This window comes from Streptomyces sp. NPDC015125, from assembly GCF_043080045.1.
GTDB lineage: Bacteria > Actinomycetota > Actinomycetes > Streptomycetales > Streptomycetaceae > Streptomyces.
On the sequence record NZ_JBIBVF010000015.1, the window covers coordinates 64,576 to 86,817 of the forward strand.

Consider the following 22,242-nt stretch of genomic DNA (forward strand, 5'->3'; position numbering starts at 1 on the left):
CGTAGGCAGGCTGCGCGGCTTTGCGCCCTGCTCGTCACGGCCGGATCGGGCCCGACTGACAGCCGCCTGGCCCCGGAGCCGGTGAACGCTCCGAGGCCAGGCGGCTGTCAGTTCAGGGTCAGGAGATGGCGCTGCGCAGTGCGCCGAAGTCGAACTGCTCGGTCTCGTCGTGCGCGGTCAGGTCGATGACCTCGCCGGTGCCTGCGGTCGTTTCGCCGTCGGCCTGCTCGTCCGCGCGCTCACCGTCCGCCTGCTGCTCGTCGCGGGTGTGCCCGTCGCGGGTGTGCCCGTCACGGGTGTGCCCGCCGTCGGCCGCGGCGCCCTCCGTGGACGGCTGCGGCCGCGCGTCGGTACGGGCCGCGCGGGCCGTACGCGCCCGCGCCCGGGCCGACTGTTCGGCGAGGGCCTCGTCGCCGACGACATCCGCCAGGTCGTCCTCCAGCGGCGCGGTCAGCTCCCGGGGGCCGGAAGCGGTCGCATTGCCGAAGAAGTCGAAGCCGCCCTGCGCGCGGGATGCGCGGGATGCGGTGGGGCGGGACGGTGCAAGGGCGGCGGCGGTGGCCGGGACCGGGCGGAGCGCGGGTCCGAAGGCGGCGGCCGTACGGGCTGGTGCGTCGCCCGTGCGCTGTGCGGCGGCCGCCGACGGGTTCCCCCGGCTGTCCTCACCGTCCTGGCCATCCCGGGCACCACGGGCTGCGGGCGGTCCGGACGGGGTGGTCCCTTCGGCACCGGCGCCGTCCCGCGCCAGGCGTGCGGCCTTCTGCGCGGTGCGCTGCCGGGCGGCGTTGCGGGCCAGCTGACGCAGCGCCCGGTCGGCCTGGGCGTAGGTGGCGGTGGCCGGGGCCGGGGATGAGGCCGAGGCCGGGCCGTCCCCGTTCGCGGCGGGCTCGCGCCGGACCGGGACCGAGGCCGTTGAGGTCTCCCCTGCTCGGACGAAGTCGAGCGCGCGGGGAAGACCGGCGGCGGCCGGCAGCGCCTTGGCCGGGGCGGCGGCCTCGATGGCGAGCAGCCGGCGGCCTTCCAGGGCGCTGGCCCGCTCGGTCTCGGCCGTGGCGTAACGGCGCAGCAGGGCCGCGTGTTCGCTGCGCAGCCGGGCCAATTCGGCACGCTTGGCACGGAGTTTGACTTCCAGAGCGGCACGGAGCTCGCGGGATTCCTCCACATCCGTTTCGAGCTCGGCTATCCGCTCCTCGGTGCGCCACTCGTCGCGCACCCGGGCACGGTCCAGTTCGGCGACCCGCCGGCCGGCCGTACGGTCCCAGGTCCGCAGAAGGACGGCGCCGGTGAGGGCGGCGGCCGCCGCGCCCGCGGCGAGCACCCGTTGCACCAGATCGTCGCCGACAAACCACGCGCCCGCGGCGCAGGCTATTGACGCACCGGCGACCGTCGCGGGAGGAAGCAGCCGGTGGAGGGGTGGTGAATGGCGGTGGCGTCCTCGTGGCATGGCCAGAAACTTACCGTGCGTGCGGGACCTATGGGGCCCCGCACACCAATCCGTTTCCCGCTGGTTACTTCTTGACCAGGCCCTTGGACTCCACATAAGTCCGGGCGACATCCGCGGGCTTGAGCCGTTCGGCATCGACCTTGCGGTTCAGGTTGATCAGATCTTCGGTCGTCAGCGTCCGTGTGAGCTTCCCGAGGGCGGTCTCGATCTCCTTGTCACCGGCGCTCTCGGCATTCACCACCGGCAGCACATTGTCGGCGTTCTGGAGCTTCTTGTGGTCCTGGAGAAGCACCAGCCCGAAGTGGTCGAGGGTCGCGTCCGTGGTCGTGGCGAGCACCAGTTGGTCGGTGCCGTCCTTGACCGCCTGCTTGGCCTGCGGGGTCCCGACGCCCTTGGGGTCCAGGGCCGTGATGTCGATGCCGTACGTCTCCTCCAGGCCCGGCTTGCAGAACATCCGGGTCTCGCACTCCTCACCCGAAGCGAGTTTGATCTTCTGCTTCGATGTGCCGAGGTCGGAGAGGGTCTTCAAGGTGTGCTCGGCAGCGAATTCCTTGGTGACCGCGAACGCGTTCTGGTCCGTCGCCCCGCCTGCCGCCAGTACCTTGAGTCCGCGCGGTCCGGCGAGCTTCTTCAGGGCCGTCACCGTCTTGTCGATGTCGCTGGAGGCGACGGGCTTCGCCTTGGCACCGTTCTTCTTCGCGTTGAGGAATTCGGCGAGGGTGGAGGCGTATTCCGGAACGACGTCGATCTGGCCCTTCTCCAGAGCCGGTTCATACAGCTCGCGATTGGCCAGGGTCTGAACCCGCGTGCGGTAACCGGCATCGGCCAGGACCTGGGAATAGATCTCGGCGAGCACCTTCGACTCGGTGAAACCGGCCGAGCCGATGACGATCTCGTCCGTGCCCTGGCCCTTGCCGCCGCCCTTCTCCTCCAGGCTCTTGCCACCGCACGCGGCCGGCCCGGCCGCCAGTGTGATCACGTGCCCGCGGCCACCGCGGTGCGCGCCCTACGCGACGTGCTGCTGCTCATGGATGCCACCATTCAGTCCGCTCGGATCAGGTCAGATCAGGTCAGATCAGCTCAGATCAGGTCGAGCCGGGCCGGGCGGGTCGGGCCAACCCGGTCGGCCGGGCCGGGCCGGTCAGCCGGGCCGGGCCAAGCCGGTCGGCCGGTTCGGGCCGGTTCGGGCCGAGTCGCGTCGGGTTGCGTCGGGTTGCGTCGGAAAGATGCGGATCTGCTGGGGGCGGGTCAGCCCACGGCACTGCCTACGGGGTGTGTGCCGAGGCCGGTGCCGCCCGACCCGCCCCCGCCCCCACGTCCTTGGACGTACCCGACGCCCCACGCGAGCCCGTACGCGCTGCGCGCCGCCGTCCCCGCAGCGGATCGAGGAACCGCCCGGCCGCCGACCGGGGCCTGAAGCGGCTCTCCGTCACGCCCGTCGAGCCCGGCGACCTCGAAGCACCCCCGGTCGTCCGCCTCGACGACCCGGCAGCCCGCGCCGCCAACCGGCTCACCGCCGAGGGCATCAGACGGATCCGAGGGAGCCAAGCAATCCGAGGGGGCCGACGGAGCCGAGGGAGCAGAGGGAGCAGAGGGGGCAGAGGCAGGTACCGCTCCACCACGGCGGACGCGGCGAACCTCCCGCGCGCAGCGGTCGCGCTCGATACGGTCCCGGGCCCCGCCGGCAGCGCCACAGCCGCCGACGTCACCGCCACGGGCTCCGGCGTCACGGCCCAGGGCGGCGATGTCACGCCCCCGGGAGGCGCCTGACCCGGGCCCGCGCCTGCCCCGCGGTGGCGCCTGACGCGGGCGACGCCCCGGCCTCACACCGCCCGCCGGCCGGCCTGCCTCACACGGCCCCGCCGACCGCCCCGGCCTCACACCGACGCATCGGCCCCGCCGTTCCCGTTGCCGTCGTCCTCCGGGAGCTTGCACACCCGCTCCAGGAAGATCGCCGCGGCGACCACCGCCACCCCGGCGGCCACCGACAGACCGGCGTAGATCGCCTGGTCCCGGCGCGCCGCGGCATCGAGGCCGGTGGTCAGCAAGAAGACGCCGACACCGCCGTACAACCCCGCGACCAGCGACGCCACCAGCGCGCTCGCCTGGCCGAAGACCACCGCGCGGGCGGCCACCAGCGGATCGACGCCCTTGGCGCCCGGCCGGCGCTCACGCTGCGCGCGCAGCCGCGCCCGGAGCGCGAGCGCGGTGGCGGCGAGCACCGCGGCGATCAGCGCCAGCACGATCGGCGCGGCCACCGGAACGCTGGGGAGGGTGCCGAGGGAGTCCCACAGCCGGGCGCCTCCCCATGCCAGCACCCCGGCCGCCAGAAACAGCCCGACCAGCACCTTGATGTGTAGCTGCTTCACCGAGCGATCGCCCCTCGCGCCGTCATGACCATCCCTGCCGCGGCGACCATTCTTTCCGTTATGGCCGCCTTGTCCGTCCCGTACGCATGCATCCCGCAGGGAACCGACCCGCAACCCTAACGGCTACTCCGGCAGCCGCAGTTCCAGGTCCGCCCGCGGCGCCACCCCGTCACGGCCGATGGCCGACAGCAGCGCGGCCACCGCACCGTGTCCCGGAACCTCCGCCTCCGGGTCGATGTCGTGCCAGGGCACCAGCACGAACGCCCGCTCATGGGCCCGCGGGTGCGGCAGCGTCAGCTGCGGGTCGTCGGAGAGCACATCCTGATACGCCACGATGTCGACGTCGATCGTGCGCGGACCCCAGCGCTCGTCGCGGACCCGCTCGAAGGCCTCCTCGATCGCGTGCCCGCGCTCCAGGAGGGAGTCCGGCGGCAGCGTCGTCTTGATCAGCACCACGGCGTTGAAATACGTCGGCTGGGAACCCGGGGCCACGCCCCACGGCTCGGTCTCGTAGACCGGGGAGACCGCCTTGACCCGCAGGCCAGGGGTGTCCTCCAGGGCGTCGACGGCGCCCTGCAGCGTCTCCAGGCGGTTGCCGAGGTTGCTGCCGAGCGAGATCACGGCGCGTTTGGGGTTGGAGAGCGTCACATCCGCGGCGTCCACCTGCTCCACGACGGAGGCGGGCACCGGCTGTACGGTCGGGTCACCGGGCTGGGGGCGCCGCACGGCGGTGCCATCAGAGGTGGTGGTCGGCTGACGGGCGGAATTCATACTCGGCTCCGAGTGATGGTGATGGTCACGTCATCGAAGGGGACGGTGATGGGCGCGTCCGGCTTGTGCACCACCACCTCCACCTCCTGCACGCCCTCGTGCTTGAGGCACTGGCCGGCGATGCGCTCCGCCAGGGTCTCGATGAGGTCAACGGGCTCGCCCTGCACGACGGCCACCACCTCCTCGGCCACAACGCCGTAGTGCACGGTCTTCGCGAGATCGTCGGCGGCCGCTGCCGGGCGGGTGTCCAGGCCGAGCACCAGGTCGACGATGAAGGTCTGCCCGTCCTCGCGCTCCCGGGGAAACACCCCGTGGTGGCCCCGGGCCTTCAGCCCACGCAGCGCGACACGATCCACGCGAATCACTCCCACTGGTCCACGGCACCTCTGGCGCCACTGTTCGTCGGATTCCGGGCAGCCGCCGGAGCGATCCGGCAACACTGCCCCGGCGTCGAATCTACCTTCGAGGAACGACAGTCCTCGCCTACGGGGGCTATGGACAAGACCCGGCCCTGCTGCTAGAAGCCGCCCTTCGGGACAGCATCCGGCAAACCGGGAGATCGTCCGCGCGGCCTCTTACCCCCTCGCCCACGCCCCACCCCTACCCGTGCCGCACTTGGCTCGAACGGGTGCGCCCTCGCCCGGATGGCTGACCCCCACCGGTGACGACGGGGCAGAGCGCCGCCCCGGGCGCAAGGCGGGCGGCATGGCGAGGCTCACACCCCGTCCGCACCCGGATCGCATTCCCCGGGCACACCGCCCCCTGGCAGCGGGCTCAGAGCACGTCCTCGTCGCCGTCGCCGGCTCCCCCGGCCTCGTCGTCCTCGTCGTCCTCGTCGCGGTCCGCCAGCACCGGCGAGCCGTGGTGCGACCACACCCGCCAGCCGTCCTCCGTGCGCCGGAAGACATTGGTCGCCACGACCAGCTGGCCGATCAGCGGGCCCACCGAGCCGTCGTCCTCGGCGGGCCCGCCGCTGAGGATGTTCTCGGTACAGGTCACCAGCGCGGTGTCACCGACGACATCGATCTCGACATCGGTGAGGAAGAACTGGATGTACTCGGTGTTCGCCATGATCAGGGCGTAGGAGCGCAGCACCTCGCCGCGCCCCCGCAGCACCGGCCACCCGGGGTGGACCACACTCACCTGACCGTCCAGCCACAGCTCGGACAGCGCCTCGTGATCGCCGCGCTCGATGGTCTCGTACAGCGTGGTGTTCGCCTGCTCGACCAGCTCGATGTCCGTCCGTGGGCCCAAGCCGCTCACACCGTTCCCGTCGTGTTCGCCGTCGTGTCGCTCATCTCACCCGCACCGGCCGTACCGCCGCGCCCGGCCGCCGCCGCGTCCTCCACGGCACGGGCCACCCGTACCGCGTCCGCGCTCGCCCTGACCTCGTGCACCCGCACCGCCCAGGCCCCCTCTCGCGCCACGATCGCCGACACCGCCGCCGTCGCAGCGTCCCGCTCCCGGGCCGGCGGTGGGGCGGCTCCCTCGCCCCCTGCCAGCACCCTGCCCAGGAACCGTTTCCTCGATGCCGCCACCAGCAACGGGCGGCCCAGCGCCCGCAGCCGCGCAAGCCGGGCGACCAGCGCGAGATCGTGCTCCGCGTTCTTGGCGAAGCCCAGACCGGGGTCGATGACGATCCGGTCCGGATCGATCCCGCCGGCCACCGCGCGCTCCACGCTCCGGGCGAGTTCCTCGACGACCTCCGCGACCACGTCCCCGTAGACGGCGCGGTTGTTCATGTCGATGGACTGGCCGCGCCAGTGCATCACCACGAACGGGACGTGGTGCGTGGCCACCACGGGCACCATCGCCGGGTCGGCGGCGCCCCCGCTGACGTCGTTGACCAGGCGTGCCCCGGCCTCCACGGCCTGTTCGGCGACCGAGGCGCGCATGGTGTCGACGGAGACCACGACACCGGCCGCGGCGAGCTCCCGGACGACCGGGACGACCCGGCGCAGCTCCTCGGCCTCGTCCACCCGCGCCGCGCCCGGCCGGGTCGACTCGCCGCCCACGTCCACCATGTCGGCGCCCTGCGCCACCAGGTCGAGACCGTGTTTGACGGCGAGTTCGGTATCGAACCAGTCACCGCCGTCGGAGAACGAATCGGGCGTCACATTGACGACGCCCATCACCGCGCAGCGTTCCCAGTCCGGCAGTCCGGCCACCCGGCCACGCAAGCTACTCATGGCACCAGCCTAGGCCGTGTGCCGACCGGCCGGATTGCTGCCGTCGGCTGCGGGGCCGCCCGGACGCCGGCGCGATCCCGGACGATACGGAACGGCTCCCTCCGCTGCCTGGTCCGGCAGTCGGTCAGGCCGCCGGTCAGGCCGCCCGCCCGACCGCGCCCGCCGCCCCGACCGGCTCCGGCGTGTGCACGCACGGCCGTGGCTCGGCGGGCTTCCGGCGCCGCAGCACGCGCGGCAGGCCCAGCTCCAGATAGCCCTCGGCCTGCAGCGCCGCCAGGCCGATCCGGGGGATGTCGCGGCTGTTGCGGAAGACCACGAAGCGGGGCTCCCAGCGTGGCCGGAACTTGTCGTTGAACTTGTACAGCGACTCGATCTGGTACCAGCGGGACAGGAAGACCAGCATCCCGCGCCAGACCCGGATGACCGGCCCCGCGCCCAGCTTCTCGCCGCGCTCCAGGGAGGAGCGGAAGACCGCGAAGTTCAGCGACACCTGCTTGATCTTGAGGTCCGGGGCGGCCTGCAGCGCGGCGACGATCAGCAGCTCGTTCATGCCGGGGTCGGCGCTGCGGTCGCGCCGCATCAGCTCCAGGGAGATGCCGCTGTCGCCCCACGGCACGTAGTGCTGCATCGCCTTCAGGTCCCCGTACGGGCCGGGCTGCTCGCCCTCGCCGGCCGGCAGATGCGCGGTGGCGATCACCGCGTCGCCGTCGGCCACCGCATCGATCCGGCCCAGCGCCATGGAGAAGCCGCGCTCGGTGTCGGTGTCCCGCCAGGCATCCGCGGCCTTCTGGATCTGCGCCAGCTCGGCCGGGTCCAGATCCCGCACCCGGCGCACCCGGGTCTCGTAACCGTTGCGCTCGATGCGCTTGACCATCTGCCGCACGTTGCGCATCGCGCGGCCGGCGAGGGTGAAGTCGGCCACCTCCACGATCGCCTCGTCGCCGAGCTCCAGCGCGTCCATCCCGGTCTCCCGGGTCCACACCTGGCCGCCGGTCTCGCTGCAGCCGGTGACCGCCGGGGTCCAGGAGTGCGCCTTGGCCTCCTCCATGAAGCGCTCGATGGCGCCCGGCCAGGCCTCGACATCGCCTATCGGGTCGCCGCTGGCGAGCATCACACCGGAGATCACCCGGTAGCAGACCGCGGCCTTGCCGGTCGGGGAGAAGACCGCGCCCTTGTCGCGGCGCAGCGCGAAGTAACCGAGCGAGTCACGGGCGCCGTGCCGGGCGAGCAGCTCGCGCAGCTGCTGCTCGTCGTCGTCGGTCAGCCGGGCCGCCGGGTGCTCGGGGCGGAAGGCGAGGTACGCCGTGGTGGCGACCGTCAGCAGGCCGAGCGCGCCGAGGGAGTAGCCGACGGTGTAGTCCACCTGCTGGGTGTAGGCGATCGGGCCCTCGAAGCCGAACAGGCCCCACAGGACGTGCTGGACGCGGTCCCAGACGGAGGGCGAGCCGATGATCTTGTTGGGGTGCGAGCTGACGATGATCATGCCGATGCCGAAGGCGGCGCCACCGAGCACGATGAAGTTGGCCACCGCCTTCCAGCGGCTGCGCGGGTCGGGCAGCGCCGCGAACTCCCTGCGGTGCCACACCAGGAACGCCAGCAGGGCCAGCGAGAGCACCGCACCGAACACGGAGTGGCGGTAGACCAGCTGAGCGGCGATCCCCACCGGGAGCAGCGCCACGGCCGCCCCCCAGGCTCGCCGCTTACGCCGCTTGAGCCCGTGGGCCAAAAGGAGCAGCAGGATGCCCACGACGATGGACGCGGCGGCCGCCAGCGGGCTCACCGCGCCCGGAAGCACCTCCGCGAGGGCGTGCACCCGGCTGTGCCGGAACCGCGGGAACATCCCTGCGGCCAGGTTCAACAGGCCGACGACCACACCGGCCGTACCGACGCACCCCGGCACCGCTTCGGGCCGCGGACCGCGGAGCCAGCGTGGCGGACGCCACGCAACCTTCTCCGACTTTTCGCCATCTAGCCTGTCAGACATCACTTTCCCGTCGCCCCGGTCGAGAGAACGTGCGAGCCTTGTCGCAGCATCTGGACTTTATGCGCCCTGTATGACGGCGTTTCAGGGCTCGGGGTTCCACTAGCGGTACGGATGGCCCGGCCGCCCGGAAGAAAGCACCACATGGGTCTCACCAGCAAGAAAGTGCTGCTTCTTGCCGTCCTCGTCGCGGTGGCACTGTTCGTCCTCACCGTTTGGCTCTGGCCCCGCCTGTCCAAGGGGAACTGGCGCGCCGTTCTCGGCCGTGTCGGACTCCTGATGGCGACCCAGCTGTGCCTCTTCGCGGTGATCGGCCTCTACGCCAACAACTCGTTCGGCTTCTACGCCTCCTGGGCCGACCTCTTCGGCCAGGAGCAGGAGCCGGGCGTGGTCACCAATTACCAGACCGGGCCGAACGGCACCAAGCTGCAGATGCTGGGCACCGAGCGGGTCAGCGTCCGGAACGGGTCGCACCCGACGGTCGGCGGCCGGATCGACAAGGTGGTGGTCCGCGGCGAACACTCCCGGATCGCGAGCCCCGCCTTCGTCTATCTGCCGCCGCAGTACTTCCAGAAGGAATACGCGCACAAGAAATTCCCGGCGGCTCTGGTGCTCACCGGCTATCCGGGCACCGCCGAGGCGCTCTACAAAAAGCTGCATTTCCCGCAGACCCAGCACGAACTGCTCAAGAAGCACAAGATGCAGCCGACCATCCTGGTGATGATGCGCCCGACGGTCGCGCCGCCCCGCGACACCGAGTGCATGGACATACCGCGCGGCCCGCAGACCGAGACCTTCTTCACCAAGGACCTGCGTACGGATATCGCCGAGCACTACCGAATAGGGCGCGAGGCGAAGAGCTGGGGTGTCATCGGTGACTCCACCGGTGGATACTGCGCGCTGAAGATGACCATGCGCCACCCCGACGCGTACTCCAGCGCCGTCGCCCTCTCCGGCGTCTACAAGGCCCCCCTCGACGCCACCACCGGTGACCTCTTCGGCGGAAACCGGCAGCTGCAGCGCGAGAACAACCTGCTGTGGCGTCAGCAGCACCTGCCCGCCCCCGAGGTGAACCTGTTGGTCACCAGCAGCAAGCAGGGTGAGGGGAATTACCACCAGACGATGCGGTTCATCCAGCAGACGAAGTCGCCGAGCCGGGTCTCGTCGATCATCCTCGACAGCGGCGGCCACAACTTCAACACCTGGCGCCGGGAGATCCCGGCCGCCCTGGAGTGGCTGGGCAATCACCTCAAGGCCTGACGGGCCGGTACGCCTCCCCGTACGGCCCCGCCCACGGCCGGGTTCCTCAGCAGCGTCTGAGGGGCCCGGCCGTCGGCGTTACCGGGCACGCGCCGCAGCGGAGAGTCGCAGGCACGCGCCGCAGCGGACGAGTCACGGGGCACGCGCCTCAGCGGGCGAGTATCAGGCTCATCGCCTCGGCACGCGTGGCGGCGTCGCGCAGCTGGCCGCGCACGGCCGACGTCGTCGTCTTGGCTCCCGGCTTGCGTACGCCGCGCATGGTCATGCACATGTGCTCGCACTCGATGACGACGATCACCCCGCGCGGCTCCAGGATCTCCATCAGCGAGTCCGCGATCTGCGTGGTCAGGCGTTCCTGGACCTGCGGCCGCCGGGCGTACACATCGACCAGCCGGGCCAGCTTGGACAGGCCGGTGATCTTGCCGTCGGCGGACGGGATGTAGCCGACATGCGCCACTCCGACGAACGGCACCAGATGATGTTCACAGCTGGAGACCAGCTCGATGTCCTTGACCAGCACCATTTCGTCATGACCGAGGTCGAACGTGGTGGTGAGCACGTCCTCCGGCTTCTGCCACAGCCCGGCGAAGATCTCCTTGTACGCCCGCGCCACCCGTGCCGGGGTCTCCAGGAGCCCCTCTCGCTCCGGGTCCTCGCCCACCGCGATGAGCAGCTCGCGGACGGCGTTCTCGGCGCGCTTCTCGTCGAATGTGCCGATCTTGCCGTCGACGTCCAGCGTCACAGGGTCGGTCATGTGGTGCCTCGTTCCTTCTGTGCCCGCTCGTGATCGCGGTGGAATCGCGAAATGCCGCGCCCCCCAGATTAAGCCTGGGGGGCGCGGCATTTATTCCGGGGCCGTGGGCCCGGAATCAGCTCTCGGGACGCTGCTCCTCGGGAGCTTCCGCCTTCTCGGTCGAGACGGTGGCGGTCGTGGTCACCGAGCCGTTGGCCGGGGCCAGCTCCCGCGGCGAGAGCACCGGCGGGCGGCTGGAGGGCGTACGACGCGAGGAACCGGTCCAGGCCGGGCGGGCCGGGCGCTTGACCACGTGCTTGAAGAGCTCGGCGATCTCCTCCTTGTTGAGGGTCTCCTTCTCCAGCAGCGTCAGCACCAGGTTGTCCAGCACATCGCGGTTCTCGACCAGGATCTCCCACGCCTCGTTGTGCGCGGTCTCGATGAGCCTCTTGACTTCCTCATCGACCAGCGCGGCGACCTCTTCCGAATAGTCGCGCTGGTGACCCATCTCACGGCCCAGGAAGGGCTCGGAGTTGTCGCTACCGAACTTGATCGCGCCGAGCCGCTCGGTCATGCCGTACTGCGTGACCATCGCGCGGGCCGTTGCGGTGGCCTTCTCGATGTCGTTGGCGGCACCCGTGGTCGGGTCGTGGAAGACCAGCTCCTCGGCCGCGCGGCCGCCCAGCATGTACGCGAGCTGGTCGAGCATCTCGTTGCGGGTCGTGGAGTACTTGTCCTCGTCGGGCAGGACCATGGTGTAGCCCAGGGCCCGGCCGCGGGACAGGATGGTGATCTTGTGAACCGGGTCGGAGTTCGGTGAGGCCGCCGCGACCAGGGCGTGTCCGCCCTCGTGGTACGCGGTGATCTTCTTCTCCTTCTCGGACATGATCCGGGTCCGCTTCTGCGGGCCGGCCACGACGCGGTCGATCGCCTCGTCCAGGAAGTGGTTGTCGATCAGCTTCGCGTCGCCCCGGGCCGTCAGCAGCGCGGCCTCGTTGAGGACGTTCGACAGATCGGCACCGGTGAAGCCGGGGGTGCGCTTGGCGACGGCCGAGAGGTCGACGTCCGGGGCGACCGGCTTGCCCTTCTGGTGGACCTTGAGGATTTCGAGACGGCCCTGCAGGTCCGGGCGGTCGACGGCGATCTGCCGGTCGAACCGGCCGGGGCGCAGCAGCGCCGGGTCGAGGATGTCCGGACGGTTCGTGGCGGCGATCAGGATCACGCCGCCCTTCACGTCGAAGCCGTCCATCTCGACCAGGAGCTGGTTGAGGGTCTGCTCGCGCTCGTCGTGGCCACCGCCGAGGCCCGCACCGCGGTGCCGGCCGACGGCGTCGATCTCGTCGACGAAGACGATCGCCGGGGCGTTCGTCTTGGCCTGCTCGAAGAGGTCACGGACACGGGAGGCACCGACACCGACGAACATCTCGACGAAGTCGGAGCCGGAGATCGAGTAGAACGGGACGCCCGCCTCGCCGGCGACGGCGCGCGCCAGCAGCGTCTTGCCCGTTCCGGGCGGGCCGTACAGCAGCACACCCTTGGGGATCTTGGCGCCGACGGCCTGGAACTTCGCCGGCTCCTGCAGGAACTCCTTGATCTCGTGGAGCTCCTCGACCGCCTCGTCCGACCCCGCGACGTCCGAGAACGTCGTCTTGGGGGTGTCCTTGGTGATCAGCTTCGCCTTCGACTTCCCGAAGTTCATCACCCGGGAGCCGCCGCCCTGCATCTGGTTCATCAGGAACAGGAAGACGACCACGATGAGGACGAAGGGGAGCAGCGAAAGCAGCACCGAAACGAACGGGTTCTGCTTCGACGGGGAGACGGTGTACCCGTCCTTGATCTCGCCGGTCTGGTACTTGGCCTGCAGGTTCTTGGCCACATCGACGCCTTGGTCGCCGATGTAGCTCGCCTGGAGCTTGTTGGAGCCCTCAATCTTGTTGGAGCCCGACAGCTCGATCTTGATCTTGTTCTCGTCACCGGTCGTCAGCTCGGCGGATTTCACCTTGTTGTCAGCGATCGCCTTGACGACCTGACCGGTGTCCACCGTCTTGTAGCCGCCGGACGAGCCGACGACCTGCATCAACACGACCACGGCGAGGACGGCCAGCACGATCCACATGACCGGCCCACGGAAGTATCGCTTCACGTCCATCCATACGGAGCCGCTGAGGCCCCGTCCCTCCTGCCACAGTGAGGCACAACGCCCTGGGGAGGGCTGGTCGTGCGTACGGTGTATTACTGGCCCGAAAAAGAACTGCCTTCGGACGGTACCCCAGCATTGTCACCCGGCGCCTGCGCCGAGGGTGAACACGAAGCCGAGGATTCCGTTCTCCCTGCTCCAACGGCGGGAGGCCCCGAAGGGTTCCCGCCGCCCCGCAGCGGCCGGTCCGGGCCCCGTCCGGCCACATCGGCCGGACGGGCACGGAAAGCGCCCTCAGCCGCCGTAGACGTGCGGCGCGAGAGTACCGACGAACGGCAGATTGCGGTACTTCTCCGCGAAATCGAGGCCATACCCCACCACGAACTCGTTGGGGATGTCGAAGCCGATCCACTTCACGTCGATGGCGACCTTGGCCGCGTCCGGCTTGCGCAGCAGCGTGCAGACCTCCAGCGAGGCCGGCTCCCGCGAGCCGAGGTTCGACAGCAGCCACGACAGCGTCAGACCGGAGTCGATGATGTCCTCGACGATCAGGACGTGCTTGCCCTTGATGTCGGTGTCGAGGTCCTTGAGGATGCGGACCACACCGGAGGACTGGGTGCCCGCGCCGTAGGACGACACGGCCATCCAGTCCATCGTGACGGGGGTGGACAGCGCGCGCGCCAGGTCCGCCATGACCATCACGGCGCCCTTGAGGACGCCGACGATGAGCAGATCCTTGCCCGCGTACTCCGCGTCGATCTTCGCGGCCAGCTCAGCCAGCTTCGCGTCGATCTCTTCCTTGCTGATGAGTACCGACTCGAGGTCGGAACCCATGTCCTTGTCGTCCACCCGTGCCACTCTCGCTCTGTTCGGTGTTCGCGTCAGTCGTGAGACTTCGGATGCGGGGCAGCGTCTGCGGCTCAGCCCTGCCGGATCACCAGTCTGCCACCCTGCCGTCGCACACCCACGCGCCCGGGGAGGTTGATGGCCCCCTGCCCCCGCCAGGCCGTGATGAGCCGGTCCACTTCTTCGATGTGGCGGGCGAAGAGCGAACCGGCCGGTGCGCCGGCGCCGATGACGGCCCGGCGCAGTACCCGGCGGCGCACCGCGGGGGGCAGGACGAAGAGAGCGGCGATGTCGAGGGTGCCGGTGTCGTCGAGGACCGTGCCCTCGGCGTCGGCGGCCCAGGCGTCCAGGGCGTCGGCATCGTCGCGGGAGAGCTGGGCGGTACGGGCCAGCGCCTCGACGACGCCCTTGCCGAGCGCCTTCTCCAGCGCGGGCAGCCCCTCGTGGCGGAGGCGTGAGCGGGTGTAGGCGGGGTCGGTGTTGTGCGGGTCGTCCCAGACGGGCAGCGACTGGATCAGGCAGGCCTTGCGGGCGGTCTGGCGGTCCACGTCGAGGAAGGGCCGTCGATAGCGGCCGTCCCTGCCGCTGCTCGCCGCCATACCGGAGAGCGAGCGGGTCCCGGAGCCGCGGGCGAGACCGAGCAGCACCGTTTCCGCCTGGTCGTCGCGGGTGTGGCCGAGGAGGACCGCGGTGGCGCCGTGGCGCTCGGCGGTGGCGTCCAGGGCGGCGTAACGGGCGTCACGGGCGGCGGCTTCCGGCCCGCCCGCCCCTCGCCCCCCACCGCCCCGGTAGGAGGTGCTGTGCGCCACCCTGTTCGGCTGGTCCACATCGACGGCGACGACCTCGACGGGGTCCAGCCGCAGGCCCCGCAGCCGCAGGGCCACCTCGGCGGCGCGGAGGTCCGAGCCCTCCTGGAGGCCGTGGTCGATGGTGACGCCCCCGGCGCGGACCCCGAGCTTGGGGGCCTCGAAGGCGAGAGCGGAGGCGAGCGCCATCGAATCGGCGCCGCCGGAGCAGGCGACGAGCACGAGCGGGGGCTCGTGCCGGTCCTGCGCGCAGTGGTGGGTGAGGACGTCGTGGAGTACGCGGCGGACCGCCAGGCGTATCGCGGCGACCGCTGGATGGGGACCCATGTCCGTTTCCAATCGTTCAGCTGGGAGCCCGCCGGTGAGGGCATCTTCGTCACACAGAGTGCCTAGATGGTGACAGAGGCGAGCGGTTCCCCGAGCATTGCACGCCTATCCATCCGTAACGGTCCCTCAGACGGGTGATTGAAGGGGCGCGCTACTGCCACCCGGCGTGCCCAGCTCACGCCGTTCGATTACGGTGCCCCGTCCGCTTTGCGGTGCACCCGCGCGACCCAGTCCGCCGGTTTGGCGATCTCCTGTTTGGTCGGGAGCGTGTTCGGCGACGTCCAGACGCGGTTGAAGCCGTCCATCCCGACCTCCTCGACGACCGCGCTGACGAACCGCTCACCGTCGCGGTACTGCCGCAGCTTGGCGTCCAGGCCGAGCAGCTTGCGCAGCGCCTGGTCCAACCGCCCGGCGCCGCTGGCCCGGCGCCTTTGGAACTTCTCGCGGATCTCGGCGACCGACGGCACGACATCGGGTCCCACGCCGTCCATCACGTAGTCGGCGTGGCCCTCCAGCAGGGACATCACCGCCGTCAGCCGGCCGAGGATCTCGCGCTGCGCGGGCGTCTGGACGAGATCGACGAGGGAGCGGCTGCTCTCTTCCTCGCCCTCCTCGCCCTCGGGCTTGGCACCGGCCAGCGACTGGGCGGCCTCGCGCAGCCGCTCCAGGAGGGTGCCCGGATCGATGTCCGTCTCACCGAGGAACGCCTGGATCTCGCCCTCGATGTGGTCCCGCAGCCAGGGAACGGCGGTGAACTGGGTGCGGTGGGTCTCCTCATGGAGGCACACCCACAGCCGGAAGTCGTGCGGTTCCACCTCCAGCTCGCGCTCCACGTGCACGATGTTGGGCGCGACGAGCAGCAGCCGCCCGCCCTGCGCCCCCGCCGGCAGATCCCGGGAGGCCGGAGCGAAGGTCTCGTACTGGCCGAGGACCCGCGAGGCCAGGAACGACAGCAGCATGCCCAGCTCCACGCCGGTGACCTTGCCGCCCACCGCGCCGAGCACCGCGCCACCGGGGACCGCCGAGCGGCGGTCCTCCATCTTGGCCAGCAGCGGCTTGAGCACGGCCCGGAAGCCGGCGACGTTCGCCTTGATCCAGCCCGGCCGGTCCACGACGAGGACCGGTGTGTCATGCGGCGCCTCGCCCGTCGCGTCGGGCTGTGCCATCCGCGTAAAGGCCCGGACGTGCGCCTCGGAGGACTTGGCGTGCTTGCGCAGCTCGGCGACGATCGCGCGCGCCTCGTCCCGGCTCACCTCTGGCCCCGGCCGTACGAACCGGGTCGCGGTCGCGACCGCGAGGTTCCAGTCGACCATCTCGGTCCCACCGATGCTCGTCATGAGTTCACCGTACGTGGGCGCTTCGCCAGGGGGTAGCGGACTGCGGGTTTCGCGGTGCGCTGCGCTTTGTTTGCGGCCCGCGTTTGTGGCTTTCCCGCCGTGGGGGTTGCTCGCCGCTTGTCGCCCGCTGCGCGGTGCGCTCGCCGTGGCGCCTGCGGCGGGCGAGGGTCCGCTGCGCGGGGCTGTGGGTGCGGTGACGGGCCTGCGGGGCCTGGTGTGTGGACTGCTTCGCCTTACGCTCCGCTGCGCTCCGCCTTCGCGCTTTCCTGGAGCCTTCGGAAGCAAAGCCCCACACACCAGGCCCCTCCGGCCCGTCCCCTCCCGTGGGTGAGTAAGTGAACGGGAGGGGGGCGAGCGTCCGGGGGCTCAGCGGCAGCCGCAGTTGGCCACTGCGGAGGCGAGTTTGTCGAGGGCGTTCTGGGCGCCTTGGGGGTCGGTGGTGCCGGTGGTCATGAAGGAGAAGACCAGGAGCCGGCCGTCGGCGTCGACGACGGTGCCGGCCAGGGTGTTCACGCCGGTGAGAGTGCCGGTCTTGGCGCGTACGGCACCGGCGCCGGCGCTCTGGCCCCGGTAGCGGTTGCTGAGGGTGCCGGTGAAGGCGGCCACCGGAAGGCCCGTGACGACGGGGCGCAGCGCGGGCCGGTCGGGCGACGAGGCCTGCAGCAGGAGGTGGGAGAGCAGGGCGGCGGTGACCTTGTCGTCCCGGTCCAGGCCGCTGCCGTCCTCGAAGACGGCGCCGGACAGGGGCAGGTGCTGCCGGGCGAGGGCGGTGCGTACGGCCTTCCCGGCGCCGGCGAAGCCGGGCGGCTGCCGCAGGGCGAGGGCGGTCTGGCGGGCCAGGGCCTCCGCGATGTCGTTGTCGCTGTAGGTGAGCATCCGCTCGACGAGCGCGGACAGCGGCAGCGAGCGGACGGTGGCGATGCGGTCGGGCTTCTTGGGGGCCTTGGCGCCGGCCGGGCCGCCGTCGACCGTGATGCCGCGCTCGTGGAGCAGTCCGGCGAAGGTGCGGGCCGCGTCGCGGGCCGGGTCGGTGCTGCGGGGGGCGGTGCCGTGGTCGCTGTCGTCGAGGCGCCCTTCGTCGGCCATCAGGGCGGTGACGGGGGCGATGTTCTCGTTCGGGCCGATGGGGTGCAGGGCGGGGCCCGTGTACGCGCCGGTGTCGTAGCCGAGGCCGACCTTGGTGGTGTGGCGCTTTTTGAGGGCGCGGGCGGTGGCGTCGGCGAGGGTGCGCAGATTCGCGGGCTGCTCCTCGGCACCGTGCCGCGGGGCGCGGGCGGTGAGCGTGGGATCGCCGCCGCCCACCAGGACGATGCGGTTCTTGCCGCTCATGACGACGGTGGTGTCGATGCGGTGGTCGGGCCCGAGCGCGGAGAGCGCGGCGACGGCGGTGGCGAGCTTGACGGTCGAGGCGGGGGTGGCGGCCGTGCCCTGATCCTCGCCGAAGACTTCCCGGCCCGCGGCGACGTCCAGGACGGAGGCCGTACGCAGCGGGCCGAGCGCGGGGTCCTTCAGCAGCGGGGCGAGCGCGTCGGCGAGCCCGGCGTCGGTGGGCACGGGGGCCGCGCCGCGGCCCGCGGAACCGGGCGCCGCGTCGCCGAGCGCGGGCAGTACGGGCGGGGCGCTGGGCGCCGGTCCGGGATCTGCGGCGTGATGCTCACCACTGGCACCGTCCATGGAGCCCGCCTCCGCGCGCTCGGCCGTACGCTGACCCGAGTCCCACGGCCCTGCCGCTGCCACCGCGGCGAGCGCGACCGCCAGGCCGGTGGCTGCGGAGACCGCCGTCAGCCGCCAGGTTTGCCGGGTATGGCGCGGTGTGGCCTCCCAGGCCTGCCGCGCGGCATCGACCGCGCTCTGCGCCGAACGGACCGCCGCGCGCGTCGCCGCCCGCCCGGACCGCTGCGCCGACTGCCATCTGACCTGCCACTTTCCGGTCTCCGGCACCTCGGACCAGCCCCTTTCGCCACCACACACCTGCGTGGGGGACACTTAATCACCAGACGTATGTGTTGATCATGGAGGAGCCACCCGTGGAGTTCGACGTCACCATCGAGATCCCGAAGGGTTCGCGGAACAAGTACGAGGTGGACCACGAGACCGGTCGGATCCGCCTGGACCGTCGACTCTTCACCTCGACCAGCTACCCGGCCGACTACGGCTTTGTCGAGAACACCCTGGGCGAGGACGGCGACCCGCTGGACGCGCTGGTCATCCTGGACGAGCCGACTTTCCCCGGCTGCCTCATCAAGTGCCGCGCCATCGGCATGTTCCGGATGACGGACGAGGCCGGCGGCGACGACAAGCTGCTGTGCGTGCCGGCGTCCGACCCGCGGGTGGAGCACCTGCGGGACATCCACCACGTGTCGGAGTTCGACCGCCTGGAGATCCAGCACTTCTTCGAGGTCTACAAGGACCTGGAGCCCGGCAAGTCCGTCGAGGGCGCCGACTGGGTCGGCCGCACCGAGGCCGAGGCCGAGATCGAGGCCTCGTACAAGCGCCTCGAGGCGCAGGGCGGCAAGCACTGACACAGCCGTACGGTCCCGGCGTGCGGCGGGGTTTTCCTGACCGCGCCACGCCGGGACCTGCGGGCTGATTTTCGTACGCGAACGGGCGGCACCCGGTTGGGTTGCCGCCCGTTGTGCGTGTCGGAGGCAGCGTGCCGCCCGCTGGGGGCCGCCGGCTAGAAGCCGCGGGTGCGCTTGGCGGCGCGGCGGCCGCCGGCCTCCTGGAGGCCGGGCGCCCGCAGGAACAGCCGGGCGACCTCGGCGCCGAGGTTGACCCCCACCGCGATGGCCAGCGCCAGCGAGGCGGCCTGGACCAGCGACGTCAGGCCCTGCGGCAAATGCCCCTGGGCGAAGTTGAGCAAGCCGAAGTACGTGGCGCTACCGGGCAGCAGCGGGCCGATGGCCGCGGTGACGTACGGCAACGCGGACGCATAGCGGTAGCGGGAGAGCAACTGGCCGAAAAGGCCGACCAATCCGGCGGCGATCGCGGTGGCGGGCACGGCGTTTATGCCCGCGACGTAGGTGAGCGCGCCGTACATGACCCAGGCGACGCCACCGTTCAAGGTCGCAAACGCCACGGTGTGACGTTCCTGCTGGAGCAGCACACAGAACGCCAGCGCCAGCAGCATGGCCGCCGCGATCTGCACCAGCGGCTCGTTGTAGTCCCCCAGCGACTGCTCGGGGTTGAGCCGCCGCAGGCCGGGATTCAGCTGAAGACCGATGTAGAGCACGCTGAGCACGCCGACGACGATGCCGACGATGAGGTAGCCGACCTCCAGCAGACGGGCGGCGGCGGTGATGTAGTAGCCGGTCAGTCCGTCGTGGACGCCGGCGACCAGCGCCCGCCCCGGGATCAGCGCGAACAGTCCACCGGTGATCACCGCGGACGCCGACACATTGGCGTGCGCCAGACCGAAGGCGACACCCACCGCGGCGGGCGGCATCGCGGCAACCACGAACTGGTAGAACTCCGGCAATCCGCGCCCGGACGCCAGCCAGGCCAGCCGGTCGCCGAGCATCGAGCCCACCGCGGCCGCGACGAACACCAGCATCGTGCCGCCGACCAGCATGGAGGCCGCACCGGACAGCAGCCCGGAGGCCACCGTCAGCGCCCAGCTCGGGTAGGGGTGGCGGTTACGGCGGATCTCGGCGAGGCCGCGGTAGGCCTCTTCGAGGGTGATGCCCTCGGACGCGATCTCGTCGACGAGCTGGAAGACCGCGGACAGCCGGTTGTAGTCGACACCGCGGCGCCGCACCGTACGGCTGGCCGTGACCGGGTCGTCGACCAGCGACGGCTGGTAGGAGATCGACAGCAGGGTGAAGGTGACGGTCGGCTCGACGCGCTCCAGCCCGTAGGCGTGCGCCACGCCGAACATCGCGGCCTCGACGTCCTCCGCGCCCTCGCCGCCGGCGAGCAGGATCTCCCCGATACGCAGCGTCAGGTCGAGGACACGGGGTACGGCCGGGCCGGTCTCGTCGTCGGCCCGCTCCAGGCGCTCGGGGACCGGCCGCTCCCCCACCGGCATCCGGAGCATCGTGCGCATCCGGTCCTGCCAGGGCGCCTCCTTGGTGAGGCGGACGGCAGGGATGCCGTGCGGCGGGGTGAAGGCGTAGCTCAGGGCGGTGGAGCCGGCGGGCATCGGGGTCTGGCCGGTGGTACTGCTGGGCGGCGCGAACGCCGAGCCCTCCTGCTCGGCGGGAGACTCCGGGCGCAGGCCGGAGGGCAGCGCGAACTCGGAGGTGGGGTGCTCGTCCTCGGGCAGCGGCGGATACGGCACGCCCAGCGGCGGCGTGAAGGCGCTGTGCACCTCGTCCGGCTGGGGCTTGCGCTCCTCGGAATCTGCCTGGTCCGAGGCGCCGCTGCTGCCGCTGCTGCTGCCACTTCCGGTCGCGCCGCGCTGGCCGCGTTGTGGGTCCGACGCCACGGTTCTTCGCTCTCCTCGTACGCCTCCTGACGGATACGAAGGACACGATGCCTGATAGGGGTGGGCGGCGCGTGCACGGGGGCGACGTTTCGGCTACGGGTCCGCTGCGCTGTGCCGGCGGCGCGCCGGTCTTCGGCTGTCCCGCCGTGGCGCCTGCGGCGGGCGGGGGTCCGCTGCGCGGGGCTTTGGGTGTGGCGACGGGCCGGTGGGAAATGAGGTGGTGGGGGATGCGCCCGGGTGGCTCGTGGCTGATTGTCAGCGCTTGGCGTGGCGGCCGCGGCGGGTGTCGGGGGCGGGGCCGTGGGCACGGTCCGCCGGGTGGGGCGGGGCGGGCTGCTCGTTCTTGGCCTTGCCGCGGGCGCGGAGGTACTCGATGGCGATCGGTACGACGGAGATCAGCACGATCGCGACCAGGATCAGCTCGATGTGCCGGTGGACGAACGCGATGTTCCCCAGCGAGGCGCCGAGCAGGGTGACGCCGGCGCCCCACAGGGCGCCGCCGATCAGGTTGAAGGTGATGAAGGAGCGGTAGTTCATCCGGCTCACACCGGCGATGATCGGCGTGAAGGTCCGCACGATCGGTACGAAGCGGGCCAGGATCAGCGACTTGGGGCCGTGCTTCTCGAAGAACGCATGCGCCTTCTCGACGTTCTCCTGCTTGAAGAGGCGGGAGTCGGGGCGCTTGAAGAGCGAGGGGCCGACCTTGCGGCCGAAGAGATAGCCCGCCTGGTCACCGAGCACGGCGGCCAGCACGATCAGGGAGCACACCATCCACAGCGGCCGGTCCAGCTTGTTCGTCGTCACCAGCAGTCCGGTGGTGAACAGCAGCGAGTCGCCCGGCAGGAAGAAGCCGATCAGCAGGCCGGACTCCGCGAAGACGATGACCAGAACACCGACCAGGCCGAAGGTCGCGATCAGATAGTCCGGGTCCAGCCACTGGGGGCCGAGCGCGAGAGTATTCACGGGGTGAAGGCTCCTGGGTCGAGGGCGCCGGATCGTGCGGTGCGACGAGCGAAGCGACGAGGGTGCAGGCGTGTGTGCGGCCCAAAACTATCAACGCCACATGGCCCCCCTTGGTTCCAGGCGGGTCCCGCGGGCCCCACCCGAGCGCCCCCGACCGCTGGCCGCGCCCCAGGGTCCGGGTGATGCTGGCCGGAAAGGAGGTGCGTGCCATGGGCATCGATGAGTACGGCGGCGGGCAGCATGCGCAGTCCGATGTGCTGGTGGTGACGACCAACGACGTCCCGGGGTTTCACGTGGAACGTGTCATCGGCGAGGTCTTCGGCCTGACCGTGCGCTCGCGCCACCTCGGCAGCCAGATCGGCGCGGGCCTGAAGTCGATGATCGGCGGCGAGCTGCGGGGCCTGACCAAGACCCTGGTCGAGACCCGTAACCAGGCGATGGAACGGCTGGTGGAGCAGGCCCGCTCGCGCGGCGCGAATGCGGTGCTGATGTTCCGCTTCGATGTCACGGAGGCCGCGGACGTGGGCACCGAGGTGTGCGCCTACGGGACGGCTGTGGTGCTCTCCCCGCAGGGCTGAGCGCCGGGCCGGGCGGAGGGCGGCGCACCGCCCTCGAAGAAGCAGGCGTCGGAGAAGCAAGCCGTACGGGCCGGG

At 71.1% G+C, this 22,242-nt stretch carries 19 protein-coding genes and 1 pseudogene; 4 read left to right on the plus strand and 16 right to left on the minus strand.

The features are described from left to right. Positions 1 to 118: 118 nt before the first annotated feature. A complete protein-coding gene (locus ACF088_RS27060) occupies positions 119 to 1,318 on the minus strand; it encodes a hypothetical protein (protein WP_392378569.1) in 1,200 nt (399 codons plus the stop codon). A 190-nt stretch (positions 1,319 to 1,508) separates the two neighbouring features. Beyond that, positions 1,509 to 2,423, minus strand: coding sequence for an ABC transporter substrate-binding protein (locus ACF088_RS27065; protein ID WP_392378432.1), 915 nt, complete (start codon positions 2,421 to 2,423; stop codon positions 1,509 to 1,511). A gap of 422 nt (positions 2,424 to 2,845) precedes the next feature. Here ACF088_RS27065 and ACF088_RS27070 point away from each other — a divergent pair. After that, positions 2,846 to 3,214 (plus strand): annotated as a pseudogene (locus ACF088_RS27070) (hypothetical protein); the annotation flags it as partial. A gap of 107 nt (positions 3,215 to 3,321) precedes the next feature. On the opposite strand, the gene ACF088_RS27075 reads toward ACF088_RS27070, so the two are convergent. The 6 genes from ACF088_RS27075 to ACF088_RS27100 form a co-directional block, all read right to left on the minus strand. Then, on the minus strand, positions 3,322 to 3,813 hold the full coding sequence (locus ACF088_RS27075) for a DUF3180 domain-containing protein (RefSeq protein WP_350252714.1): 492 nt from the start codon (positions 3,811 to 3,813) through the stop codon (positions 3,322 to 3,324). Positions 3,814 to 3,936: 123 nt separating this feature from the next. Continuing rightward, entirely contained in the window at positions 3,937 to 4,584 is a 648-nt protein-coding gene (gene folK, locus ACF088_RS27080) for a 2-amino-4-hydroxy-6-hydroxymethyldihydropteridine diphosphokinase (protein WP_392378434.1), read from the minus strand. Then, positions 4,581 to 4,940 (minus strand): dihydroneopterin aldolase, encoded by a 360-nt coding sequence (gene folB / locus ACF088_RS27085; protein WP_392378435.1) that lies wholly within the window; start codon positions 4,938 to 4,940, stop codon positions 4,581 to 4,583. Before folB ends, folK begins: the two co-directional genes overlap by 4 nt. Before the next feature lie 418 nt (positions 4,941 to 5,358). Next, entirely contained in the window at positions 5,359 to 5,838 is a 480-nt protein-coding gene (locus tag ACF088_RS27090; protein ID WP_392378436.1) for a nuclear transport factor 2 family protein, read from the minus strand. A 5-nt stretch (positions 5,839 to 5,843) separates the two neighbouring features. Further along, entirely contained in the window at positions 5,844 to 6,773 is a 930-nt protein-coding gene (folP, locus tag ACF088_RS27095; protein WP_392378437.1) for a dihydropteroate synthase, read from the minus strand. Positions 6,774 to 6,909: 136 nt separating this feature from the next. Further along, on the minus strand, positions 6,910 to 8,757 hold the full coding sequence (locus ACF088_RS27100; protein WP_392378438.1) for a phosphatidylglycerol lysyltransferase domain-containing protein: 1,848 nt from the start codon (positions 8,755 to 8,757) through the stop codon (positions 6,910 to 6,912). 141 nt (positions 8,758 to 8,898) lie between these two features. Here ACF088_RS27100 and ACF088_RS27105 point away from each other — a divergent pair, with 141 nt between their 5' ends. Continuing rightward, complete coding sequence (locus ACF088_RS27105; protein ID WP_392378439.1) at positions 8,899 to 10,014, plus strand: alpha/beta hydrolase; 1,116 nt, start codon at positions 8,899 to 8,901, stop codon at positions 10,012 to 10,014. A 148-nt stretch (positions 10,015 to 10,162) separates the two neighbouring features. On the opposite strand, the gene folE is transcribed toward ACF088_RS27105, so the two are convergent. From folE to dacB, 6 genes are all read right to left on the minus strand, one after another. After that, complete coding sequence (gene folE, locus ACF088_RS27110; RefSeq protein ID WP_392378441.1) at positions 10,163 to 10,768, minus strand: GTP cyclohydrolase I FolE; 606 nt, start codon at positions 10,766 to 10,768, stop codon at positions 10,163 to 10,165. A gap of 115 nt (positions 10,769 to 10,883) precedes the next feature. Continuing rightward, positions 10,884 to 12,896 (minus strand): ATP-dependent zinc metalloprotease FtsH, encoded by a 2,013-nt coding sequence (ftsH, locus tag ACF088_RS27115; RefSeq protein ID WP_392378442.1) that lies wholly within the window; start codon positions 12,894 to 12,896, stop codon positions 10,884 to 10,886. A 282-nt stretch (positions 12,897 to 13,178) separates the two neighbouring features. After that, complete coding sequence (gene hpt, locus ACF088_RS27120) at positions 13,179 to 13,718, minus strand: hypoxanthine phosphoribosyltransferase (protein WP_129298546.1); 540 nt, start codon at positions 13,716 to 13,718, stop codon at positions 13,179 to 13,181. 86 nt (positions 13,719 to 13,804) lie between these two features. Further along, positions 13,805 to 14,863, minus strand: coding sequence for a tRNA lysidine(34) synthetase TilS (gene tilS, locus ACF088_RS27125; protein ID WP_392378443.1), 1,059 nt, complete (start codon positions 14,861 to 14,863; stop codon positions 13,805 to 13,807). Positions 14,864 to 15,051: 188 nt separating this feature from the next. Continuing rightward, positions 15,052 to 16,200, minus strand: coding sequence for a zinc-dependent metalloprotease (locus ACF088_RS27130; protein ID WP_392378444.1), 1,149 nt, complete (start codon positions 16,198 to 16,200; stop codon positions 15,052 to 15,054). A 366-nt stretch (positions 16,201 to 16,566) separates the two neighbouring features. Beyond that, complete coding sequence (gene dacB, locus ACF088_RS27135; protein WP_392378445.1) at positions 16,567 to 18,141, minus strand: D-alanyl-D-alanine carboxypeptidase/D-alanyl-D-alanine-endopeptidase; 1,575 nt, start codon at positions 18,139 to 18,141, stop codon at positions 16,567 to 16,569. A gap of 86 nt (positions 18,142 to 18,227) precedes the next feature. On the opposite strand from dacB, the gene ACF088_RS27140 reads away from it, so the two are divergent. Further along, positions 18,228 to 18,722, plus strand: coding sequence for an inorganic diphosphatase (locus tag ACF088_RS27140; protein ID WP_018514302.1), 495 nt, complete (start codon positions 18,228 to 18,230; stop codon positions 18,720 to 18,722). Positions 18,723 to 18,877: 155 nt separating this feature from the next. Here ACF088_RS27140 and ACF088_RS27145 read toward each other — a convergent pair whose 3' ends face one another. Beyond that, positions 18,878 to 20,626: a threonine/serine exporter family protein gene (locus tag ACF088_RS27145; RefSeq protein WP_392378446.1), complete on the minus strand. Its 1,749-nt coding sequence runs from the start codon at positions 20,624 to 20,626 to the stop codon at positions 18,878 to 18,880. Positions 20,627 to 20,881: 255 nt separating this feature from the next. Then, entirely contained in the window at positions 20,882 to 21,589 is a 708-nt protein-coding gene (locus tag ACF088_RS27150; RefSeq protein WP_392378447.1) for a DedA family protein, read from the minus strand. 209 nt (positions 21,590 to 21,798) lie between these two features. Here ACF088_RS27150 and ACF088_RS27155 point away from each other — a divergent pair, with 209 nt between their 5' ends. Further along, positions 21,799 to 22,167: a YbjQ family protein gene (locus ACF088_RS27155; RefSeq protein WP_392378448.1), complete on the plus strand. Its 369-nt coding sequence runs from the start codon at positions 21,799 to 21,801 to the stop codon at positions 22,165 to 22,167. Positions 22,168 to 22,242 lie beyond the last annotated feature (75 nt).

Bases quoted from the DNA above. Each gene is read 5' to 3' on its own strand.
- ftsH (WP_392378442.1), bottom strand. From the start codon at position 12,896: ATGGACGTGAAGCGATACTTCCGTGGGCCGGTCATGTGGATCGTGCTG.
- hpt (WP_129298546.1), bottom strand. From the start codon at position 13,718: ATGGGTTCCGACCTCGAGTCGGTACTCATCAGCAAGGAAGAGATCGAC.
- folP (WP_392378437.1), bottom strand. From the start codon at position 6,773: ATGAGTAGCTTGCGTGGCCGGGTGGCCGGACTGCCGGACTGGGAACGC.
- tilS (WP_392378443.1), bottom strand. From the start codon at position 14,863: ATGGGTCCCCATCCAGCGGTCGCCGCGATACGCCTGGCGGTCCGCCGC.
- folE (WP_392378441.1), bottom strand. From the start codon at position 10,768: ATGACCGACCCTGTGACGCTGGACGTCGACGGCAAGATCGGCACATTC.
- folK (WP_392378434.1), bottom strand. From the start codon at position 4,584: ATGAATTCCGCCCGTCAGCCGACCACCACCTCTGATGGCACCGCCGTG.
- ACF088_RS27105 (WP_392378439.1), top strand. From the start codon at position 8,899: ATGGGTCTCACCAGCAAGAAAGTGCTGCTTCTTGCCGTCCTCGTCGCG.
- ACF088_RS27100 (WP_392378438.1), bottom strand. From the start codon at position 8,757: ATGTCTGACAGGCTAGATGGCGAAAAGTCGGAGAAGGTTGCGTGGCGT.
- ACF088_RS27130 (WP_392378444.1), bottom strand. From the start codon at position 16,200: ATGACGAGCATCGGTGGGACCGAGATGGTCGACTGGAACCTCGCGGTC.
- ACF088_RS27155 (WP_392378448.1), top strand. From the start codon at position 21,799: ATGGGCATCGATGAGTACGGCGGCGGGCAGCATGCGCAGTCCGATGTG.